We start from the raw sequence: 19,136 nt of genomic DNA on the forward strand, positions 1-19,136 counted from the left end.
GACTTATGAGGCAGGTTAATAGGGCGGCCGGTGCGTCTCTCACACCGGCTCAATAATGATTTTTTCTCCCTCCAGACGCACCTTGGCAGGTTTGCCGGCGATTTCTTTGGGGAGATCGGTTTCTATTGTGCGATAGATCCCCGCTATGGAAAGCAGTTGTGGCTCCATGCAAGTACTAAAAATTCTGGCATTGGTGTTGCCGCTAGCCCCCGCCACCGCACGACCGCGCAGCGGTGCGTAAATATGGACGTTGCCATCGGCGATCACCTCAGCACCATAACTGACGATGTCCAGAACCACAATGTCAGTTCCCTTGGCATAAACGCGCTGACCAGAGCGCAGCGGCTTGTCTACGATCATGGCGTCCGCCCGCGGAGCGGGTACTTCCACCTCGTGAACCACTTCTACTTCGCGGATGACCTCCTGGATTTGCGGCTCAGCGCGGCGGCTGGGCATGGCGTCAGGGGCGGCTGTCAGGCCTAGCGCATGGGCTGCAGCCATTTGCGCCACATTGCCGCCGCGCACGGCCACGGGCATGGTGCGGTGGGCACGCAGGGCTGCGATCAAGGCCGTAAAGTCGATTTCTTCCTCGGCTGTATTGACCTGACTGAGGTCGATAAGCACAGGGTCGTTGTCGAAAAAATCGGGGTCATCGGCGAGGCGCTGCTGCAGGTCTTGTTCCAGCGCCTGCATATCAGTGCCACGCAGCACCACGGAAAGCACTGGGAGTTGTGCACTCTTGAGGTCAAAGCTGGGGCGCGCTGCGCCGGGCGATTCAACGGACATGGATGAGATCGGCGCACACAAGGTGCTCTATGAGGACGATAAAGTGTACCTGTGTCCCGGCAAAAGAAATGGTCGCTAAGTGTTTGAGCTGCAACACGTGATGTGCCTCAGATTTCAAGTGTTGCGCTGTGTGAATGAAAATACCGCCATGTCTCCAGAGCTTTTGATTCAGGGCGCCCGTGCCAGCATCACCTTGCGCCGTCCTGAAGTTGCCAACAAATTGATGCCCGAAGACCTGATTACGCTGCGCCGCCAGCTCGATGAGGTCAATGCCAACCCGCAGGTACTGGTGCTCACGCTGCAAGGCGTGGGCAAGCATTTTTGCAGCGGCTATGACATTGGCGAGATTGTGAACAGCCAAAACGAAGGCAGCTCCTTCGGCGAAATGGTGGCTACCATCGAAAGCTGCCGAGCCGTCACCATTGCCGCCATTCAAGGCGGCGTGTTTGGCGGCGCCACCGATATGGCGCTGGCCTGCGACTTTCGGGTCGGTGGCTCCTATAGCCAGATGTTCATGCCTGCCGCAAGACTGGGCCTGCATTTCTACCTCTCGGGGCTGGAGCGCTATGTCACTCGACTGGGCGTAGATACCGCCAAGCGTTTGTTTTTGACCTGCGAGAAGCTCAATGCACAGGCTATGAAGGATTGCGGCTTTCTGACTGATCTGGTGGATGGCTGCGATATTGAAGAGCGCGTGACGCAGTTGCAGACCACGCTGGCTGGCATGGCTCCGCTGGCGCTGCTGGGTATGAAAAAGCACCTTAATGCTATTGCGCGTGGGGTGCATGACAAGGCCAGTATCGATGCTGCCGTGCAGGCCACGATTGAATCTGCCGATTTGAATGAAGGTGGAGCAGCATGGCGCGAAAAGCGCCAGCCGCAGTTCAAGGGTTGTTAAGCCGTTGCTTTTGCTTTTGCGTTTGCCTTGGCCAGATGCTGTTTTGCAAAGGCCTCGTACCAGTCCAGACAGCCGGGGTTGGCCATCGCGTCTTTGTTGACCACCTTGGCCAGCGGCTGGCCCAGCAGCAGCTTTTTGATGGGCAGCTCCTGCTTTTTGCCGCTGAGCGTGCGGGGAACCTCGGCCACGGCAAAGATATCGTCGGGCACAAAGCGCGGCGAAAGAGCCTGGCGGATGGCCGTATTAATGCGCCCGCGCAGGGCGTCATCCAGCGTCAAGCCGGGGCGCAGCGCCACAAAAAGCGGCATATAGCTGTCTTTGCCCAAATATTCCAGGTCCACCACCATGCTGTCCAGCACCTCGGGCAGGGCTTCTACAGCGCTGTAAATCTCGCTGGTGCCCATGCGCAGGCCGTGGCGGTTGATGGTGGCGTCGCTGCGGCCATAGATGATGCAGCCGCCTTCGCTCAGTAGTTTGATCCAGTCGCCATGACGCCAGACCGGCCCCATGTCGGGCGCACCGTCACCGCCACCGGGTTGGCGACCATGACCTGCGGGATACATCTCGAAATAGCTGCTCAGATAGCGTTTGCCGTCCGCATCACCCCACAAAAACAGCGGCATGGAGGGAATGGGTTGGCTGCAGACTAACTCGCCCACCTCGTCCATCACAAGCTGGCCTTGCTCGTTCCAGGCCTCGACAGCCGCGCCCAGCTGGCGGCACTGCATGACGCCGGGCACTAGCGGCAGATCGCGGTTGCCGCCGATGAAGGCGCCGGCAAAGTCGGTGCCGCCAGACAGGTTGTTCCACCAGATATCGGGCGTGCCCAGCTTGGCAAATTGCTCCGTCCCCCATTGCTGCACCTCGGCCGACAGCGGCGAGCCTGTGCTGCCCAAACTGCGTATGCGAGAAAGATCACCGCAGGCCGCCAGATCAACGCCTGACTTCATGCAATTGGCATAAAAAGCTGCGCCTGAGCCAAAACTGGTCACTCCCGTCGCGGCGGCAAAGCGCCACAGCACGCTCCAATCGGGCTTTTCCTTGCTGCCGCCGGGGCTGCCGTCAAAAATTACGCAGGTGGTGCCGCCCAGCAGGCCGCTGACCTGAGCATTCCACATCACCCAGCCCGTGGAGCTGTACCAGTGGTAGCGCTCGCCCCAGCTATTGGGTTCGTAGCTGCAGCCAATGTCGTTGTGCAAAGCCTTGAGTTGCAAGGCCACCAGCACCATGCCGCCGTGGCCGTGAACAATGGGCTTGGGCAGGCCGGTGGTGCCGCTGGAGTAAACAATCCACAGGGGGTGGTCAAACGCCAGCCATTCGGGCTCGAAGGCTGCAGTTTCTGCATCATTTCGGCTTGTGGTCTTTATGTAATCTGCAGTGTTTGCTATTGTTTTTGAAGTGTTGAAATTGCTCACCAACACCACATGCCCCACGCTGGGCAGGCCAGCGCGCAGCTCTTGCAGCACATCTTGGCGGTCTATGGCCTTGCCTGCGTAGTGCACGCCATCTACGGCAATCAATACCTTGGGCTCAATTTGCTTGAAGCGGTCCAGCACCGCATTTGTGCCCATGTCAGGGGCGCAAATACTCCACACTGCGCCTAGGCTGGCGCAGGCTAAAAAGGCGACGATGGCTTCTGGAATATTGGGCAGATAGGCTGCCACACGGTCGCCCTTGGCCACGCCTTGTGCGCGCAAGTGCAGAGCCAGTGCGGCGACTTGGCTGCGCAGCTGGGGCCAGCTTAGCTCGCGGTGCAGGCCTTGCTCGTTGCGGCTGATGATGGCGGGCATGCCTGCCTCATGGGCGGGTTGTACATGGCGCATCACCTGCTGCACGTAATTGACCTGCGCGCCAGGGAACCACTGCGCGCCGGGCAAAACGTTCTTGGCCAGCACGGCGCTGTGCGGCGTGGGTGACTGCAGCTCAAAGTAATCCCAGATGCTTTGCCAGAAAGCGTCTAGATCGGTGGTGGACCAGCGCCATAGCGCGTCATAGTCGGCAAAGCTCAGGCCGAGCGTTTCACGCAGCCAGTTCTGGTACAGCCGCATTTGCGGCACATAGGGGGCAGGGTGTTGAGGTGCGCAGGACATAAGGGCCAGACTAGCGCTGCAGCGGGCGCAAGTCATTGGTGGTCGCCCTCTCAGATGTCACCTGCGCAGCACAGATGCGCGGGCATACCGATAATCGAGGTCTGTCTTCACCGTCAACGGCGCTTGCCGACGACCTGCACCTCATGTCCGCTTTGCCCACCCGCGTGCTGGCCGTCATCCCGCCGATGACGCAGCTCAACACCCCTTACCCCTCCACCGCCTATCTCACGGGCTTTTTGCGCTCGCGTGGGATTGCCGCTGTGCAAGAAGATCTGGCGCTGGCGCTGGTGCTGCAACTGCTGTCACCCACGGGCCTGCGCGCCGTGGCTGATCGCATCAAGGCCTTGCCTGCCAAAAAGCACACGCCTGCCGTGCAGTCGTTTGTAGAGCAGCAAGAGCGCTACCTCGCCACCATTGGCCCCGTCATCGCCTTTTTGCAGGGGCGCGACAGCACCTTGGCGCACCGCATTGCCGGTCGTCACTACCTGCCTGAAGGCCCGCGTTTTGCCACGCTGGATGTGTATGAGGACGAAGAGGGCGGCGACCCGCTGGGCTGGGCCTTTGGCGCTTTGGGCCTGACGGACAAAGCCAAGCACCTGGCCACGCTATACCTGAACGATCTGGCCGATGTGCTGCGCGATGCGGTGGACGAGCGCTTTGAGTTTGTGCGCTACGCCGAGTCGCTGGCCGGCAGCCAGCCCACGTTTGAGCCACTGGCCAACGCCTTGGCCGCCGCCCCCAATTTGGTGGACGACATGCTGAGCGCGCTGACGCTGGCTGCCATTGAGCGCCACCAGCCCACCGTGGTGCTGCTGTCCGTGCCCTTCCCGGGCTCGGTCTATGCTGCGTTTCGCATTGCGCAAACCATTAAAGCCCAGCACCCGCACATCACCACCGTGCTGGGCGGCGGCTATGTGAACACCGAGCTGCGCGAGCTGGGCGAGTCACGCGTCTTCGACTACTTTGATTTTGTGACGCTAGACGCGGGTGAGCGCCCCTTGCTGGCGCTGTTAGAGCACTTGCAGGGCGAGCGCGGCAAGTCGCGCTTGGTGCGCACCTTTGTGCGCGGCGATGATGGCAAGGTGCAGTACGTCAACATGATGGAGGCAGACATTGCCTTCGCCGAAGTCGGCACCCCCACTTGGGATGGCCTGCCGCTCGATAAATACCTGTCGCTGCTGGACATGCTCAACCCCATGCACCGCCTGTGGAGCGACGGGCGCTGGAACAAGCTCACCGTGGCCCACGGCTGCTACTGGAAGAAGTGCAGCTTTTGCGACGTAAGCCTTGACTACATCGGCCGCTATGAAGGCGCTAGCGCCGAGGTGCTGGCTGATCGCATTCAAGCCATCGTGGCCGAAACCGGCCAGACCGGTTTTCACTTTGTCGATGAAGCCGCGCCGCCCAAGGCACTCAAGGCGCTGTCGCAAGAGCTGATTGCACGCAACGCCGGCATTAGCTGGTGGGGCAATGTGCGGTTTGAGAAAACCTTCTCCCCCGAGCTAGCCGAGCTGATGGCCGATAGCGGCTGCATCGCCATCTCTGGCGGTCTGGAAGTCGCGTCAGACCGCCTGCTGGAGCTGATGAAAAAAGGCGTCACCGTCGATCAAGTGGCGCGCGTCACCAAGGCGTTTGCTGATGCGGGCATTTTGGTCCACGCCTATTTGATGTACGGCTTTCCCACGCAAACCGTGCAAGACACGGTGGACGCGCTGGAGTATGTGCGCCAGTTGTTTCTCAACGGCTGTATTCAAAGCGGCTTTTTCCACCGCTTTACCTGCACCGTGCACTCTCCTGTGGGTCTCAATCCCGCGGAATACGGCATTGAGCTGCCGCCGCTACCGCCCGGTGACTTTGCCAAAAACGACCGCCCGTTTATCGACCCCACGGGAGTCGATCACGATGCCTTGGGCGATGCACTGAAAAAGGCCATCTACAACTTCATGCACGGTATTGGGCTTGAAGAGGATGTGCGCATGTGGTTCCCGTTCAAGGTACCCAAGACAACGGTCAAGCGCGATCGCATTGAGCGCGCCTTGCGCCAGTCGTAGAAGTTTTTAATTCATAGCGCTTAGTCCATATTTATCAATGATTTACCGATGATTTGTGCCGGAAATCATTGATTTGAATTGACTAGTAGCTATGAATTTATTAGTTAATGGTTGTGGCACGCCACTTGCTGCTGTGCTGGGGTATTCACTGCACATAGGCATAAGTGCTTACGCAGCCACTTATGTAGCGACATAAGCAAGCACTGCTTGCCATAATCTGCACCGTTTTATATCCAAGGAGAGATGGGATGGGAATGTTTGAATGGACGCAAAAGTCGTCCGATGTATTACAAAACGGCGGTGTTATCGGCCCCGATGAGCGCCTGCCCTGGGGGCAGACCGGCCTGATGGGTATTCAGCACGTGATCGCCATGTTTGGCTCCACCGTGCTGGCTCCCATCCTGATGGGCTTTGACCCCAACTTAGCGGTGCTGATGAGCGGTATCGGCACGCTGATCTTCTTTTTGATCACTGGCGGCAAGGTGCCCAGTTACTTGGGCTCATCCTTCGCCTTTATTGGCGTGGTGAACGTTGCTACCGGCTACGTGGCCAGCCAAGGCCCTGCCAACGCCAATATCGGCGTGGCGCTGGGCGGCATCATTGCCTGCGGCTTGGTCTACATGCTGGTGGGCGTGTTGGTGCAGGTAATTGGTACCGGCTGGATTGAACGCTTTATGCCCCCGGTGGTGACCGGTGCGGTGGTGGCCGTGATTGGCTTGAACTTGGCGCACATTCCGGTCAAGAACATGGCATCCAACAACTTTGAGTCGTGGATGCAGGCGCTGACCTTTATGTCTGTGGCCTTGGTGGCAGTGTTCACCCGCGGCATGCTGCAGCGTTTGCTGATCTTGATCGGTCTGCTGGCAGCGAGCGTGCTCTACGCCGTGTTCACCAATGTCTTGGGCTGGGGCAAGCCTGTGGACCTGAGCGGTGTGGCTAACGCTGCATGGTTTGGTCTGCCTAGCTTGCATGCTCCTGTGTTCAGCACCAATGCCATGCTGCTCATCGTTCCTGTCGTCATTATTTTGGTGGCCGAGAACTTGGGCCACATCAAGGCCGTGACAGCTATGACTGGCAAGAACCTAGACCAGTACATGGGCCGTGCCTTTATTGGTGACGGCGTGGCGACCATGGTCTCCGGCGCTGCTGGCGGCACCGGCGTGACCACTTATGCTGAAAACATTGGCGTGATGGCAGCGACCCGCATCTATTCCACCGCCGTGTTCTTGGTGGCGGCTTTATTGGCTGTACTGCTGGGCTTTAGCCCCAAGTTTGGCGCGCTGATTCAGGCGATCCCTTTGCCTGTGATGGGCGGCGTCTCCATTGTGGTCTTCGGTCTGATCGCCATTGCTGGCGCCAAGATCTGGGTGGACAACAAGGTGGACTTCTCTGACATCAAGAACCTGATCGTGGCCGCTATCACTCTGATTTTGGGCACAGGAGAATTCACCCTGAAGTTTGGTGAGTTCGCACTGGGCGGCATCGGGACGGCTACCTTTGGTGCCATCATCATGTACGCTTTGCTGAGCCTGGGTGGTCGCAAATCTGAAACTCAGGTACAAGCTAAGTGAGTGCAAACATGTAACCGGGGGACATTCCCCTGACACCAGCGCGGGGCCATTGAGGAATTGCTCGATGATTATGTACCGCGCTGGTAACATTTATCTCTAGAGACACTCCGCCCTACCCGGGCGGTTTTTTTTAGAGTTGCCGACCAAGCATCTAGCATGAGCCACGAAAACAGCATTGTTGGAGCGGGCTGGGCTTGTGTGTGAGGAAGGGCTCTCTGAGTTTGGAGCAGACAATGACCATCGCAGATCGCGTACGTTTCCCGGATTTCCTCTCACGCGTCATGACGGCCGAAGATGCCGCAGCCATGATTCCTCATGGCGTTAACGTCGGTATGAGCGGCTTTACCGGAGCCGGCTACCCCAAGGCCTTGCCCGCAGCCATCGCAGCGCGCGCCAAGGCCGAGCATGCTCAAGGCAAGCCTTACAAGATTAATGTGTGGACGGGTGCATCCACCGCCGCCGAATGCGACGGCGTGATGGCTGAAGCGGGTGCGCTGGGTCAGCGCCTGCCCTTCAACACCGACCCGACTGCCCGTAAAGCCATCAACACCGGTGATATCGACTTCATCGACATGCACCTGTCCCATGTGGCGCAGCACGCATGGTTTGGCTTCTTGGGCCAGATGAACATCGCCGTGATCGAAGTGGTGGGCGTTACGGCTGATGGTTTGTTGATTCCTTCCACCGCGGTGGGGAACAACAAGACTTGGTTAGAGATTGCCGACAAGGTCATCCTCGAAGTCAACACCAAGATGTCCGCCAAGCTCGAAGGCATGCACGACATTTACTACGGCACCGCCATCCCGCCACGCCGCATGCCTATCAACATGACGCATGCTGACCAGCGCATTGGTGAGCAGTACCTGAAGGTGGACCCTTCCAAGGTCATCGCCGTGGTGGAAACCGGCAAGGGCGACCGCGACAACGTGTTTGCTGCGCCCGATGCACAGTCCAACACCATTGCTGCGTCCATCATCGACTTCCTCGCACACGAGATGAAGATGGGCCGTTTGCCCAAGGAAATGTTGCCTATCCAGTCTGGCGTGGGCAACGTGGCCAACGCCGTGCTGGCAGGCCTGCTGACGGGCCCGTTTGAGAACCTGCTGGGCTTTACCGAAGTACTGCAAGACGGCATGCTGGACCTGCTGCGCTCGGGCAAGATGAGCAAGGCATCGGCAACTTCTATTTCTTTGTCTGGAAAGGCCTTCAAGGACTTCGAAGACAACATCGACTTTTACCGCGAGCGCATCATCTTGCGCCCGCAAGAAATCTCGAACCACCCGGAGCTGGTGCGCCGCTTGGGCATCATCGCCATGAACTCGATGATCGAAGCCGACATCTACGGCAACATCAACTCCACCCACGTCATGGGCACAGGCATGATGAACGGCATCGGCGGCTCGGGTGACTTTGCGCGCAACGGCTACCTGTCCTTCTTCGTCACACCTTCCGTGGCCAAGGAAGGCAAGATCAGCTGCATCGTGCCCATGTGCTCGCATGTGGACCACACAGAGCATGACACCCAGATCATCGTTACCGAGCAAGGTCTGGCTGATCTGCGCGGCCTGTCGCCCAAGCAGCGTGCCAAGGTCATCATCGACAAGTGCGCCCACCCCGACTACCGCGACCAGTTGCAAGACTACTTCGACCGCGCACGCGCCAAGGGTGCGCAGCACACGCCGCACATCCTGACAGAGGCACTGAGCTGGCACCAGCGCTTCATGGACAAGGGCGACATGCGAGCCTGACCGGGCACATAGTCCGCTTGGTGCTAGCTTTTGCGCCGCCAAGTCCATAGCATCAAAGGGCACTCTGCAAGGAGTGCCCTTTTTTCATGCACAACAAGGACTGGTATGGCGATCTGGACCCGAGAGCTTGATTTGAAAGCACTGAACGCAGGCAGTGCCAACACGGCAATTTCACACCTGGGTATTGAGTTCACCGAATACGGTGACGAGTATGTTTGCGCCCGCATTCATGTGGATGAGCGCACTTGCCAGCCCTATGGAATCTTGCACGGCGGCGTCAGCGTGGTGCTGGCCGAAACATTGGGTTCTATGGCTGCGGCCTGCAGCATTCCTGATGGCTACCGCTGCGTGGGCCTGAGCGTGACTGCCAATCATGTGCGCGCAGGCCGCAAGGGTAGCTGGATTACGGCCACTGCCCGACCGGTGCACTTGGGTCGAACCACCCATGTGTGGGGCATTGAACTGCGCGATGAAGACGGAAAAATGACCTGCAACTGCAGTCTGACCATGGCTATCTTGCCGCCTGAAGCTGCGAAAAATACTCGCCTTGATGTGGCGTCTCTGGGCGGGGTCGCCTAGCGCTTCAACGCTTACGTGCTTGCTCGAACAGGCCCGTGACGCGGGGCACATTGTCTTCAAGCTCGCGTATGCGGTTGGGACCTGTGGGGTGGGTAGAGAGAAAGCTCACGCCGCTTTGGCCGGTAGCTTCACCCATCTTGCGCCACAGGCTTACGGAGGCCTGCGGGTTGTAGCCGGCGCGGGCGGCTAGCTCCAGGCCGACCAAGTCGGCATCGCTTTCATCGCTGCGGCTGAATTTAAGGCTCAGCAACTGCCCGCCCAAGCGCGCTGCTGTGCTGCCAATATCGCCAAGTCCCAACAGTTGCGCGCCCAGCGATATGCCTAGGCTGGTGGCCTGATTTTTGGCCAGTTGCTCGCGTGAATGCTCGCGCAATGCGTGTGCCATCTCATGCCCCATGATCATGGCGATTTCATCATCCGTCAGCTTGAGCTGGTCGATGATGCCGGTGTAAAAAGCAATCTTGCCCCCGGGCATGCAAAAAGCGTTGATCTGCTTGCTGCCAATGAGGTTGACCTCCCATCGCCACTGGCTGGCACGCGGATTCCACTGCACAGCATGTGGAATGAGGCGTTGCGCAATGCTGCGCAGGCGTTGCAGTTGGGCATTGTTGCTGTCGGCGAGCGCCCCTTTGGCCTTGGCTTGCTGCAGCAATTCTTGGTACTGCTGGGTGGCTGAATTTTCAAGCGTTTCAGCGGGCACCAGTTGGCGCATCATGGATGACTTTCCCACATCCACTTGAGCTTGTGCTGGCGTGTGTATTAGCGCAGTGCAGGCAAGTGTTAGCAGCAGGTAGTTGCGAGTAACGGAGTGGCGCAGGAAGGAGGGGATGGCTTGCATACGCCCAAGTTTATGCGAGCCGAACCTCACTAAAAGTCAGATATTTTCCGTAGATTTTCTCTCGGCTTGCACCACCAGCCACAGGCCGCCAATCACGCCCAAAAGACCCAGCACCGACCACCATTGCGGGCGTTCACCCACGATCAGCAAAGACAGGGCAAAGGCAGTAATCGGCTCTGCCTTGCTCAGTGCCACTCCCGTGGCTGCGGACATGCTGCGCAAGCCTATGGAGAACAGCAAATAGGCGAAACCTGTGGTGACCATGCCCAGATAGATAACCACAACCCAGCCGCTGGCGCTGGTCTGTAATGGGCCGCCTAGCCAAGCGGCAAAGGGTAGCGACATTAGCGCGGCGCAGCCAAACACCCAGGCATTGACTGTGGCCACACGGGCTTGCATCACCAGCGCTTGGTTCACCAGCGCATAGGCGGCATAGGACAGCCCCGCCAGCAGGCACAGCGCCATACCGCCCCAAGGCAGGTTTTGCGGGTCGGTTGCAGCCAGCGCCATGACAATGCCGCCACCCACGCCGATGCAAGTGCCCAGCCACCACTGCGGGCTGGGCATGCGGTTTTGCACTATCGCCTGCATCAGCCCTGCCCAGATAGGGCCGCTGCCAATCGCCAACGCCGTGCCTAGCGCGACGCCACAGGCTTTGATGCCTGCGAAAAAGCTGAGGTTGTAGACGGCCATGCACAGCCCGCAAAACAGCACGCGACCCCAGCGCAGCGGGGATGAGCGGTGGCCTTTGTCCATCACCATCGCAAGTGCGACAAAGAACAACGCTGCCATGACCATGCGTAGGCCGCCCACCCAGTAAGGTGAGAGCTGCGCCGGTGCAAAGTGCTGGGCCGTGCCCGTGGTGCCCCAGAGCATGGCTGCCGCCAGCACCAGACCTATGGGGGCGAATGAGGCGCTGGTGGCGGGAGAAGAGAGTGTGGCTTGAGATGACATGAGAGCACCATCATGCGCTGGCGCAACTGCAGCAACTATCGAAAAACGCTTGTGGTGAATGCGGTGGCTAGATCAGCGCTGCTCACGCAACTGGCGCGATGTCACACCTCTATCGCGCCGCAGCGCATAGGCCAGTGCGCTGGCTGATGCATAACCGCAGCGCAGGGCCGTAGCCTCCAACGCTGTGCCTTGCTTGAGTTGCTGCACGGCAGCATCAAGGCGCAGGCTGCGCAACCAGTCTTGCGGGGTGGTGCCCACCAGTTCTACAAAGCGTGTATGGAATTGTGCCACGCTCAAATGCATCAACGTTGCTAGCCGTGCTGTGGGCCAGCTTTCATGCAGCGCAGCTTGCACCCGATGCTGCAGCCATTGCATATCCAGCCCCCGGCGTTGCAGCAGGGTTGGGGCTTGCAGCACCAAGGCCATTTGCGCAGCTGCTGACAAGCTCGATTGGGGGTAGCGCAGCGGCGGCGGCACGGCAAAGCGGCGCAGCTTGTCCAGCCCCGGCGCCATGGGGACATCAATCACCAGTACTTGCGTTTGCGGCGGGGCCAGATAACCGTGGTCTGTGCCGGCAGGGATGACCATGCCGCAGGCACCATCTACAAAGCTGGGCCTGCCGCCCACTTCCAGCTCCATACGGCCCTGCAGCGCAAACAAAATCTGCGCATAGCCGTGAGCATGGGCTTGATGCTCACCGCTGTAGCTGCGCACCGAGGTTTGTGCCTCGTCAAGCGCTGCATGCGTGTGTGCGGTGTGGCAAATCATGGGTCAACAATTGAGGGCTGAGGGCGCGTCAGTCGATGGTAGCGCGACCCCCAACGCACGGGCAACCGATAATGCCGATTGCCTTAAAGAATCAGACCATGACCGAGTCGACCCAAACCAACAGCAGCTCCTCCTCCGCAGATGTCGTCATCAAGTCCAAGCGCAGTTGGGCTCAGGCCATTAAGGTCTACGCCCAACCCGCTAGCTTGCGTATGCTGGCTTTGGGCTTCTCAGCGGGCTTGCCCCTGCTGCTGGTAATTGGCACTTTGAGCTTTTGGCTGCGCGAGGCGGGTATTGACCGCAGCACGATCGGATTTTTGAGCTGGGTGGGGCTGGCTTACGCCTTCAAATGGGTCTGGTCGCCCTTGGTCGATCGCTTGCCTTTACCGATCGCCACCAGACTGCTGGGTCGCCGCCGCAGTTGGTTGTTGTTTTCGCAGTTGCTGGTTGCGGCTGGGTTGCTGGCAATGTCTTTTATGGACCCCCAGCAAGCCTTGCAACCGCTGGTGATCTGCGCGGTGCTGGTGGCGTTTGGCTCGGCCACGCAAGATATTGCCCTCGATGCCTACCGCATCGAATCGGCCAAGGTGGATGACCAAGCCGCGCTGGCCGCGACCTATCAGACCGGTTATCGCTTGGCCATGATTTGGGCTGGCGCAGGCGTGCTGTGGGTGGCAGCCAAGGTGCAAGGAGAAGCGCAGGGCTATGTGGTGCAGGCTTGGCATGTGGCCTATACCGTGATGGCGGCCAGCATGTTGGTGGGCATGATTACGGTGCTGTTCTCGCCCGAGCCTGAGGCCCGCCCCATGCCGGCAGCGCGCAACGCAGCTGAGTGGATTCAAGGCGCGTTGATCTCCCCGTTTGCAGACTTCATCAAACGTTACCGTTGGCAGGCGCTGCTGCTGCTGGCGCTGATTGGCCTGTATCGCGTAAGTGATGTGGTTATGGGCAATATGGCCAACCCCTTCTATGTAGACATGGGCTACACCAAGGAAGAGGTGGCGGCGGTCACCAAAATGTTTGGCGTCATCATGACGCTACTAGGCGGCTTTGTCGGCGGCGTCATGGCCGTGCGCTGGGGCGTGATGCGTGTGTTGATGCTGGGCGCCATTTTGTCGGCCGGCACCAACTTGCTGTTTGCTTGGCTGGCCACGCGTGGCCACGATGTATCGGCCTTAATCTGGGTGGTCAGTGCTGACAATTTGGCGGGCGGCATTGCTTCAGCCGCCTTCATCGCCTACCTCTCGGGTCTGACCAATGTGCAGTACTCAGCCACGCAATACGCGCTGTTTAGCTCCATGATGCTGCTCGCGCCCAAATGGTTGGGCGGCTACTCAGGCATGTTTGTCGATGCCTATGGCTACGAGGCATTTTTCCAAACCACGGCTCTCATGGGCTTCCCCGTCCTGCTGCTGATTGCTTTAGCTTCAAGGGTGAAAATGGGATCTAGCCATTGAAATATATTGACTTTTAGCTATCGTTTTTATAGTTTCTCGGTTTACCCAACTTTACGTGCCAGACAAGAGCAGGTCATCTGCGTGCCCCAGCATGAAGCCTTGATGAAATATGAAGGCGCGAGCATGACTACACTGCCCCCTATGAGCACGCACCAACTTTTGATGATTGAGGATGACGTTCGCCTAGCGCAAATGGTGAGCGACTATTTGGGCAATAACGGCCTGGACGTGATCCATAAGGCGGACGGCAAAAGCGGTCTAGACCAATTGCAGCCGGCAGATGGCAGCTCGCCAGAGCAGCCTGATCTGGTGATTTTGGACTTGATGCTGCCCGATATGGACGGCCTTGAAGTTTGCCGCCGAATTCGCGCCATCCCCGGTGCTGCCGGTCAAGTACCCGTGCTGATGCTGACCGCCAAGGGCGACCCCATGGACCGCATCATCGGGCTAGAGCTGGGCGCTGACGACTACCTGCCAAAACCCTTTGAGCCGCGCGAGCTGCTGGCCCGCATCCGCGCTATCTTGCGCCGCAAGGGTAGTGAAAGTCAGGCTGCGCCTGCCACTGCTGTTATGCGTTTTGGCGGCCTAGAAATTGACCGCGACGCGCGCACTGTCGCCGTGGGCGATCAGGTGGCAGATCTGACGTCTTACCAGTTTGACTTGCTGGTGGCCTTGGCAGAGCGAGCAGGCCGTGTGCTAACCCGCGACCAGATCATGGAGGCGGTGCGAGGCCGCGAGTTAGAGGCCTTTGACCGCTCCATTGACGTCCACATGGGCCGCATCCGCGCCGCGATTGAGGCCGACCCCAAAGCTCCCAAGCGCATTTTGACGGTGCGTGGTGTGGGCTATGTTTTTGCCAAGCAACAAGACTGATGAAGTTGCTGCACATCTTCTCTCAGCGCCTTTACCTGCGTATCTGGCTAGCCGTGGTGATTGGCGTGGCCGTGTTGACGCTGTGCGTAGCTTGGGCATGGAATATGGCCGAAGAGCAGCGTGTGCAAAGCGCTGCCACACCGCCATCGCGTGAGATGGTGCTGCACGGGCCCGATGGTGATGTTCTGGTCGAAGGGCGCGGCAACCGTATTTCTGGCTCGCCGGTAGACGGTGTGCGCTTTGAAATTGCCGCCAAGGACGGAAAAACGTATGAGCTGTGGATGGCCCCGCGCGAATGGCGCGAAGGCCGCCCACCGCCGCGCGATGGCGCTGTCGCTTTTTGGCTGCGTCCACCCTTTGGCTTTTTGTGGATGCTGGGTTTAGTCGGCGTGGCCGTGATTGTGGGAGTCTTCCCCATCATTCGCCGCTTGCTCAAGCGCCTTGAAACCCTGCAGCGCGGCGTAAAGCGTTTTGGTGAAGGTGATCTATCGGTACGTGTGCCCGAGCATGGCCACGATGAAGTGGCTGATCTGGCTCACCAGTTCAATGCAGCCGCTGAGCGTATCGAGACCTTGATGACATCGCACAAATCCTTGCTCGCCAATGCTTCTCACGAGCTGCGCTCTCCGCTGACGCGCATCCGGATGGGTTTGGAGTTCATGGGCAATGATCCAGCTAGCGCACGTGCCAAGGTCGAGATTCAGCGCAATATCACCGAGCTCGATCAGCTGGTAGATGAAATCTTGCTGGCGAGCCGCTTGGATTCTAGCGAGGCCGATGTAGGCACCGTGGAATCTGTCGATTTGATCGGCCTATCTGCCGAAGAATGTGCGCGTATTGAAGCAGATCTAGATATGCACACGGATGGATCTTTAGAGGTCCAAGGCATCGCCAAACTGCTGCGCCGAGCCGTGCGTAATCTGCTTGAGAATGCCCGCCGTTACAGCGAAGGTGAGATCACGTTGTCGCTTGCCAAGCGCGGCAATATGGCGCTGATTCGAGTCGAAGATCACGGCCCGGGCGTACCCGAAGCACAGCGCGAACGCATCTTCGAGAAGTTCTACCGCCTGCCCGGTGCCAGCGAACGCTCTGGCGGCGTAGGCCTGGGCCTGTCGCTGGTGCGATCGATTGCCGAGCGACATGGCGGTACGGTTCGCTGTGAAGACCGCTCCGATGGACAAACGGGCGCCAGCTTTGTGATTGAGCTGCCGCTGGGCTGATCGTCTGGGTAGAGCCGTGAGTGAAAACGTGCCTCAGTTCTGAGGCACGTTTTATTTTTGAGCGTGAAGGTCGACCAAATAGCGCTGCGCAACGCTATCTTTCACATAAAGCTTGCGCTCCAGATATAGATTGATGCGTTTACGGTCAGGGCCTCGAAACTTGATTAATGGAACGGGCGAGCCTTGCAAGCGTGAAAACAGCAATCGAAGCTTGAACGGAGTGCGTCGCCAGTCCCCATGCACATGAAGGAAGAAAGGCCCGTCTTCGGCTCTCGCAAGGCAAAGCCGGTAAGACTTTTCGCTGTGTAGAACATGCTGAATGGCGAGGTGCTGGCTAAGGTAGTGGGGGTCGTCGATATTTTGAAGAACTTTTTCATACACCTTGCGATCTTGCAGATAGGAGATGTAGTCTGAATTAGTCCTCGTGATGACTTGCTCTGAAAATTCCTTATGCAAATCCGTGATGAAGGCACTGGCTGGCGGCGCCGCCATAAACCAATTTTCAACGACGGGGCAGTCAGGTTGCGTGGTGAACTTTCCTAAAAAATAGCCAATAAATTCGGCCTGTGTTCTTTGCTGTTCTTCGAGCACCCAGTTGAGCGACTGCGTAAGAATCGTGCTTGCGTCCAGCCAAATTCCCCCATGAAGACGCAATAACTCCAATCGAATCCAATCCGATTGCTTGGGCACCGGTAATTCGTGAAAAAGCGCCGGAAGCTCTGAAATATATTCACCAAGCTGGGCTTGATTGAGCACACGAATGCTGAAGCCGGGATTAAAAAAAGCCCAGCTGTCTACACAGCGCTGCACAAGCGCAGGGAGTTCCGCTGCATTCCAGTAAGCCCAGATGATGCGGGGGATCGAGCCTGTATGCGCCGCTGTAGAGCCGCCAATGTCGTAACGAGTGAATTGCTGGATCGGACTTTCTTCCAGCTTGCGTGGTTTGAGTTTGTAAAAGCGGGTGATCCACCGAGCTAACCATAGTTCACCGTGAGTTTTCGGCGTCAGAGAATCCATCGTGCTATTTTTTCCAGTTGGTCCAGCCGCGAAGCTTAAGGGCTCGCAACCACCAGCCTTTATAAAAATATTGTTGCTGCAGCTCAAGCAAAGAGTAGGGCGATGATTGCTCAAAATCCGCTCTGAATTGCTGAGCCGCTGCTGCTCTTTCAGCGTCTGATAATTGATTCTCACGACGAGCCAGAAAGCGCATGGCTCCGATGAAGTTGCGTGCGCATTGTTGAGCCCAGGCCATTTTTAAAGCTGAGTTTTGCGACAAGGGCGTGATGCCCAAAGACTGCGAAAAACCGATCAATGAAGCGGACTGGTCGCTTGCTTTGCGTAAGTTCATCGTTGAAAGAATGCTGGTGGAATGCTGGCGGTAGGCAACCCATGGCGTGGCACAGTAGTAATAGCTTTGACAACGAAGAGTCAGCAAAGGCATGGTCATCAAGTCCTCGAAATAACGACCTGGGGGAAAGCGCAACGAGCTACCCCATAGAGATCGCTTAGATATTTTTGACCATGCATGCATCTGACCCGTTGCAAGCAGACCAGCAAGGAGCCCTGAATTGTCGGTTTGAAGATGTTGCGCTGCTCCTCGGAAGGTGCGGCGGTGAAGCTCTCCTCGCATGCGGTGTTTCAATCTGGACTTTTCTCGCCAGACGGAAAAATCGCACAGAACTACGTCGGGTGCATGCGTATGAACAATATTTTTCAAGGCACTCACGCAGCCAGGTAGCAGCTTGTCATCTGAATCGATAAACCAAAGGTACTGCCCTTGTGCGGCTTCAAGCATGGTGTTGCGGGCCGCACTAAGGCCTGCGTTGCTGCTGTGCTGAAGTAGCTTTAAACGCCCGGGCCAACGTTGCCCCAACTTTTGCATCGCAAGCCAAGAGTTATCGGTGGAGCAATCATCGAGAACAATGACCTCCACGTCTTGCCCGGCTTGGCTCATGATCGATTCAAGGCACTCTTCTAGATATGGCTCAACGTTGTAAACCGGCACCAGTATGCTGAGCCATGTCATGCACGTACCTCATCGTGATTCGCTTTTTCTAGCCCCTGCAATGCAGCCCACAGGCAGACCATGCAAAAAATAAAGAAAACCGTTCCACTGTTGTGGGCGAAGTACGGCATGGTCATACCAAAGCCCAGATGCATCACACTCATCAAGCATCCCATCAGGCGCAAAGAGAGAACTTGTCGCCATTTTTCGATCGGTAGTACAGATGACATGCGACGAGAGGATGGCCAAAAGAGCCATAGTGGAACGAAATAGAGTGCGAGCTGCACCATCGCTCCAAGTACTCCAGTTTTGACCCAGCTATCCAATAATTCGTTGTGGATGTAATCCCTGTACCCGAGTAGAGCGGGGTGATACAGACCCGTTGCAACGCGGCGCTCCGTTTCTTGCTCAAAACCTTGCCGTGACCAACCTAGCAAGGGTTTCTCGGGAATCAGGTCAAAGGCCATACGGTATTGCTCTAATCGAATACCTAATGAGGTGTTGACTTCATTACTTTGGAAGTACTGGGTGATTTCATGCACCGCTTTATTGGCATGGGCTCGTAAATGCGGAACGCTGAAAATGGTCAGCGCGAAGACCAGTACCACGCCGCCAAGCAGCATAAGAAGCTTTGGCAGAAAATCTGCATGTAAGCGCCATGCAACGAGTACGAGCAAAGGTATTGCCAAGACTAGAGCAAGCCAACCACCGCGAGACTGAGAAAGCATTGAAGCACTGAGACCGGCCACAATAGCGACAACATGTAAAAGTCGCCAGGGCAAGAGGCGTTCTCGCCAGAAAATGACAGTATGAACGCCTGTGAAGCAGGCCAACAGCAAGGCCGTGTCACCCCACGGAATGGCGTTGGTATACCCTGTAGCGCGCCACATGCCTTGACCATAAATCTGCCATAAAGCTAGAAATCCCATGCCAATGCAGCCAATCGGCAGGCCCCAAAAAAATGAGGAGGCACGTGGGGGATTCGCTGCCGCATAGAACAGGCACAACGCACCCAGCGCCCATTTAACTGGGCGATCCAGCCTTTGGATATCCTGCTGCGTTGTTAGTTCATACCAAAGTATGGCCATGCATAGCAAGACTGCAGCTAATGCCCAAGTACCGGGAGCCGGCCTAACCTTGATCCAGCGCGGTATGAATACCAGCGTGCCGATCAGTAGCAAGGCTGCTCCATAAGAAGGGCCGGAGCGAATCCAGAGTGCGAGCCCAGGCAGCAAAAAAGCAGCGAGCGATGTGAGGTGTTCGGCGAAATTCTTAGGGTGCATAGAGAGACAATTTTT

Annotated in this window: 16 protein-coding genes; 8 read left to right on the forward strand and 8 right to left on the reverse strand. The window is 57.7% G+C overall.

Going from position 1 to position 19,136, the window contains the following annotated elements; all coding sequences use genetic code 11:
- Positions 1–39 precede the first annotated feature (39 nt).
- Positions 40–786 (reverse strand): septum site-determining protein MinC, encoded by a 747-nt coding sequence (minC, locus tag KUF54_RS12025; RefSeq protein WP_219343055.1) that lies wholly within the window; start codon positions 784–786, stop codon positions 40–42.
- A gap of 148 nt (positions 787–934) precedes the next feature.
- On the opposite strand from minC, the gene KUF54_RS12030 reads away from it, so the two are divergent.
- Positions 935–1,684, forward strand: a complete 750-nt coding sequence (locus tag KUF54_RS12030) for an enoyl-CoA hydratase/isomerase family protein (protein WP_219343056.1) — start codon at positions 935–937, stop codon at positions 1,682–1,684.
- Here KUF54_RS12030 and KUF54_RS12035 read toward each other — a convergent pair.
- Entirely contained in the window at positions 1,681–3,774 is a 2,094-nt protein-coding gene (locus KUF54_RS12035) for an acetoacetate--CoA ligase (RefSeq protein ID WP_219343057.1), read from the reverse strand. The two genes, KUF54_RS12030 and KUF54_RS12035, sit on opposite strands and share 4 nt — an antisense overlap.
- A 143-nt stretch (positions 3,775–3,917) precedes the next feature.
- Between KUF54_RS12035 and KUF54_RS12040 the strand changes: the two genes are divergently transcribed.
- The 4 genes from KUF54_RS12040 to KUF54_RS12055 all read left to right on the forward strand — a co-directional run bounded on the left by KUF54_RS12040 (position 3,918) and on the right by KUF54_RS12055 (position 9,723).
- Positions 3,918–5,825: a radical SAM protein gene (locus KUF54_RS12040; RefSeq protein WP_219343058.1), complete on the forward strand. Its 1,908-nt coding sequence runs from the start codon at positions 3,918–3,920 to the stop codon at positions 5,823–5,825.
- A 248-nt stretch (positions 5,826–6,073) separates the two neighbouring features.
- Complete coding sequence (locus KUF54_RS12045) at positions 6,074–7,396, forward strand: solute carrier family 23 protein (protein WP_219343059.1); 1,323 nt, start codon at positions 6,074–6,076, stop codon at positions 7,394–7,396.
- Positions 7,397–7,629: 233 nt separating this feature from the next.
- Positions 7,630–9,144: an acetyl-CoA hydrolase/transferase family protein gene (locus KUF54_RS12050; protein WP_219343060.1), complete on the forward strand. Its 1,515-nt coding sequence runs from the start codon at positions 7,630–7,632 to the stop codon at positions 9,142–9,144.
- 105 nt (positions 9,145–9,249) lie between these two features.
- Positions 9,250–9,723 (forward strand): PaaI family thioesterase, encoded by a 474-nt coding sequence (locus KUF54_RS12055; protein ID WP_219343061.1) that lies wholly within the window; start codon positions 9,250–9,252, stop codon positions 9,721–9,723.
- 4 nt (positions 9,724–9,727) lie between these two features.
- On the opposite strand, the gene KUF54_RS12060 is transcribed toward KUF54_RS12055, so the two are convergent.
- The 3 genes from KUF54_RS12060 to KUF54_RS12070 form a co-directional block, all read right to left on the reverse strand.
- Complete coding sequence (locus KUF54_RS12060; protein WP_219343062.1) at positions 9,728–10,561, reverse strand: M48 family metallopeptidase; 834 nt, start codon at positions 10,559–10,561, stop codon at positions 9,728–9,730.
- 36 nt (positions 10,562–10,597) lie between these two features.
- Positions 10,598–11,515, reverse strand: coding sequence for a DMT family transporter (locus KUF54_RS12065; RefSeq protein WP_219343063.1), 918 nt, complete (start codon positions 11,513–11,515; stop codon positions 10,598–10,600).
- A gap of 72 nt (positions 11,516–11,587) precedes the next feature.
- Positions 11,588–12,283 carry an AraC family transcriptional regulator gene (locus tag KUF54_RS12070; protein WP_219343064.1) on the reverse strand — a complete coding sequence of 232 codons (696 nt, stop codon included), beginning with the start codon at positions 12,281–12,283 and terminating at the stop codon, positions 11,588–11,590.
- Positions 12,284–12,354: 71 nt separating this feature from the next.
- Here KUF54_RS12070 and KUF54_RS12075 point away from each other — a divergent pair, with 71 nt between their 5' ends.
- The 3 genes from KUF54_RS12075 to KUF54_RS12085 all read left to right on the forward strand — a co-directional run bounded on the left by KUF54_RS12075 (position 12,355) and on the right by KUF54_RS12085 (position 15,833).
- Complete coding sequence (locus KUF54_RS12075; RefSeq protein ID WP_219343065.1) at positions 12,355–13,740, forward strand: MFS transporter; 1,386 nt, start codon at positions 12,355–12,357, stop codon at positions 13,738–13,740.
- A 123-nt stretch (positions 13,741–13,863) separates the two neighbouring features.
- Complete coding sequence (locus KUF54_RS12080) at positions 13,864–14,613, forward strand: response regulator (RefSeq protein WP_219343066.1); 750 nt, start codon at positions 13,864–13,866, stop codon at positions 14,611–14,613.
- Positions 14,613–15,833 carry an ATP-binding protein gene (locus KUF54_RS12085; protein WP_219343067.1) on the forward strand — a complete coding sequence of 407 codons (1,221 nt, stop codon included), beginning with the start codon at positions 14,613–14,615 and terminating at the stop codon, positions 15,831–15,833. The genes KUF54_RS12080 and KUF54_RS12085 overlap by 1 nt, the downstream gene beginning before the upstream one ends.
- Before the next feature lie 51 nt (positions 15,834–15,884).
- On the opposite strand, the gene KUF54_RS12090 is transcribed toward KUF54_RS12085, so the two are convergent.
- Genes KUF54_RS12090 through KUF54_RS12100 form a run of 3 tightly spaced genes read right to left on the reverse strand, consistent with a single transcriptional unit; the run spans position 15,885 to position 19,121 of the window.
- On the reverse strand, positions 15,885–16,850 hold the full coding sequence (locus KUF54_RS12090; protein ID WP_219343068.1) for a glycosyltransferase family 32 protein: 966 nt from the start codon (positions 16,848–16,850) through the stop codon (positions 15,885–15,887).
- Positions 16,851–16,854: 4 nt separating this feature from the next.
- Positions 16,855–17,859 carry a glycosyltransferase family 2 protein gene (locus KUF54_RS12095; RefSeq protein WP_219343069.1) on the reverse strand — a complete coding sequence of 335 codons (1,005 nt, stop codon included), beginning with the start codon at positions 17,857–17,859 and terminating at the stop codon, positions 16,855–16,857.
- Entirely contained in the window at positions 17,856–19,121 is a 1,266-nt protein-coding gene (locus tag KUF54_RS12100) for an O-antigen ligase (protein ID WP_219343070.1), read from the reverse strand. The genes KUF54_RS12095 and KUF54_RS12100 overlap by 4 nt, the downstream gene beginning before the upstream one ends.
- Between the last annotated feature and the right edge of the window lie 15 nt (positions 19,122–19,136).

The sequence above is a fragment of the Comamonas sp. Y33R10-2 genome, assembly GCF_019355935.1.
In the GTDB taxonomy this organism is placed as follows: domain Bacteria; phylum Pseudomonadota; class Gammaproteobacteria; order Burkholderiales; family Burkholderiaceae_C; genus Comamonas.